Source organism: Streptomyces phytophilus (assembly GCF_013870535.1).
GTDB lineage: Bacteria > Actinomycetota > Actinomycetes > Streptomycetales > Streptomycetaceae > Streptomyces > Streptomyces phytophilus.
Window position 1 is genome coordinate 1 of record NZ_JACBXC010001004.1, and the last position, 2,249, is coordinate 2,249.

The 2,249-nt window shown below is 69.9% G+C and carries 3 protein-coding genes; all 3 read right to left on the reverse strand.

Features of this window, described 5'->3' with window-relative positions; all coding sequences use genetic code 11:
* The coding region (locus H5J30_RS28295; RefSeq protein ID WP_181790129.1) for a DNA translocase FtsK 4TM domain-containing protein at positions 1 to 816 on the reverse strand (816 nt) is incomplete at its 3' end.
* Positions 817 to 908: 92 nt separating this feature from the next.
* Complete coding sequence (locus H5J30_RS28300; protein WP_018838062.1) at positions 909 to 1,571, reverse strand: response regulator; 663 nt, start codon at positions 1,569 to 1,571, stop codon at positions 909 to 911.
* Positions 1,572 to 1,814: 243 nt separating this feature from the next.
* Positions 1,815 to 2,249: response regulator (locus H5J30_RS28305; RefSeq protein WP_258563578.1), on the reverse strand; the 435-nt coding region annotated here is incomplete at its 5' end.

Consider the following 2,249-nt stretch of genomic DNA (forward strand, 5'->3'; position numbering starts at 1 on the left):
GTCGAAGTCCTCCGCCTTGGCCACCGCCGCCGGGTCCGGCCGCGGCTGGACGAGGCCGAGCCGCACCCCCGCGGAGTGGATCCGGTCCGGGATCGCGGCGACCGGCGTGGCGGTGACGACGAGCAGCCCGAAGATGGTCAGCAGCACCAGCAGCGGCAGCGCGAGCACGTCGCCGAGGGTGGTGACCAGCGGCCGCGAGACGGCCCAGCCGATGAACCCGCCGGAGTCCCTGATGGTCTGCGTGCCCTCGCCGCGCCCCGGGGTGCCGCAGGCCAGGTGCACGAGCCCGAGCACGCCGATGACCAGGGCGGACAGCCCGATGACGATGCGGCCGTTGGCCTCCGTCTTCTCCGGGTGGCGGATGAGGCGTACGGCGATGGTGGCGAGCAGTATCGGCACGAGCAGGTCGAGGCGGCCGAAGGCGCCGGTGACCAGGATCTCGACCAGCTCGCCCACGGGGCCCTTCAGGTTCGACCAGGTGCCGGCCGCGACGATCAGGGCGATGCCGAGCAGCAGCAGCGCCTGGCCGTCCTTGCGGTGGGCGGGGTCGAGTCCCTTGGCTCCGCGCCCTATGCCGCGGAAGAGGGCGCCGACAGTGCGGGCGAGGCCGAGCCAGATCGCGCGCAGCAGGCGCAGCACACCGGAGGTCGGCGAGGGGGCGGGCTTCTTGGCCGGCGCCTTCTTGGCCGCGCCCTTCGCCGGCGGCTTCCTGGCGGGTGCCTTTTTCGCGGGCGCCTTCTTCGCCGCGGGCTTTTTGGCCGTGCTACCTCCGGACCGCTGCCGGGAGTTGCCGCTGCCAGAGGTACGTGAGGCCATACGTGCGAGATTACCGGCAGCGCAGGCGCGGGACACGCAGGACGTGCAGGTACGCAGCCGCCGCGCACCCGGGCCCGGCCGGCCCGGCCCGGCTACTCCGCGTCGGGGCGGGAGCCGGGCTCCAGGGCGTCGATCGCCTTGCGCAGCCCGGTGAGTTTCCGCTCCAGGTGCGCCGCGGTGGCGACGACGGCGGACTCCGCGTTGGCCCCGCTGAGCTGCTTCGACAGCGCCTCGGCCTGCTCCTCGGCGGCGGCGAGCCGGGCGGACAGCTCGGCGAGCAGGCCGGTCTGCGCGGCCCCGTCGCCGTTGCCCTTCTGGGCGCCTTCGAGCTGCAGCCGCAGCAGGCCGGCCTGCTCGCGCAGCTGGAGGTTCTTCATGTACAGCTCGACGAAGACCGAGACCTTCGCCCGCAGCACCCAGGGGTCGAAGGGCTTGGAGATGTAGTCGACGGCTCCGGCGGCGTAGCCGCGGAACGTGTGGTGCGGGCCGTGGTTGATGGCCGTGAGGAAGATGATCGGGATGTCGCGGGTGCGCTCGCGGCGCTTGATGTGCGCCGCGGTCTCGAACCCGTCCATGCCCGGCATCTGCACGTCGAGCAGGATCACCGCGAAGTCCTCGGTCAGCAGCGCTTTGAGCGCCTCCTCCCCGGACGACGCCCGGACCAGGTGCTGATCAAGCGCGGAAAGGATGGCCTCCAGCGCCAGCAGATTCTCCGGCCGGTCATCGACCAGGAGAATCTTGGCCTTCTGCACCATGGCCTGCCCTCCTCGCCCCGGCGGTGTGCCGGTCCTCGTCGCCAAAGACGTGCCCACCGTGCCGCCCGCCCTCGTGCCGGTCATCGTATCCACACCCCGAGACTCGCCACACCCTGTCACCGAGTTGTCACTGCGTACACAGCGACAACGCGCCTGCGATCAGTTTGGTTCCCGGAATCCCGTGTTCTCACACGCATTTGGACACACTGAGTCATCAAAGAACAGTAATTCACGGCGATTTGACTACTCTCCGCTCATCCAGCCGGTCATTACGGCGAGCAATCTATCGGTATCCACCGGTTTGGTCACATAGTCCGATGCACCCGCTTCGATGCTCTTCTCCTTGTCGCCCTTCATCGCCTTCGCGGTCAGCGCGATGATCGGCAGCCCGGCGAACTGCGGCATCCTGCGGATCGCCTCCGTCGTGGCGTAGCCGTCCATCTCCGGCATCATGATGTCCATCAGCACCACGGCCACGTCCTCGTGCTGCTCCAGCACCTCGATGCCCTCGCGCCCGTTCTCGGCATACAGCACCGCGAGCCCGTGCTGCTCCAGCACGCTGGTCAGGGCGAAGACGTTGCGGATGTCGTCGTCGACGATGAGCACCTTCTCGCCGCGGAACGTCCCCCTGAAGCGCGGCGACGCCGCCCGCTGCGCCGCTTCCTCCGCCAGCCCGCC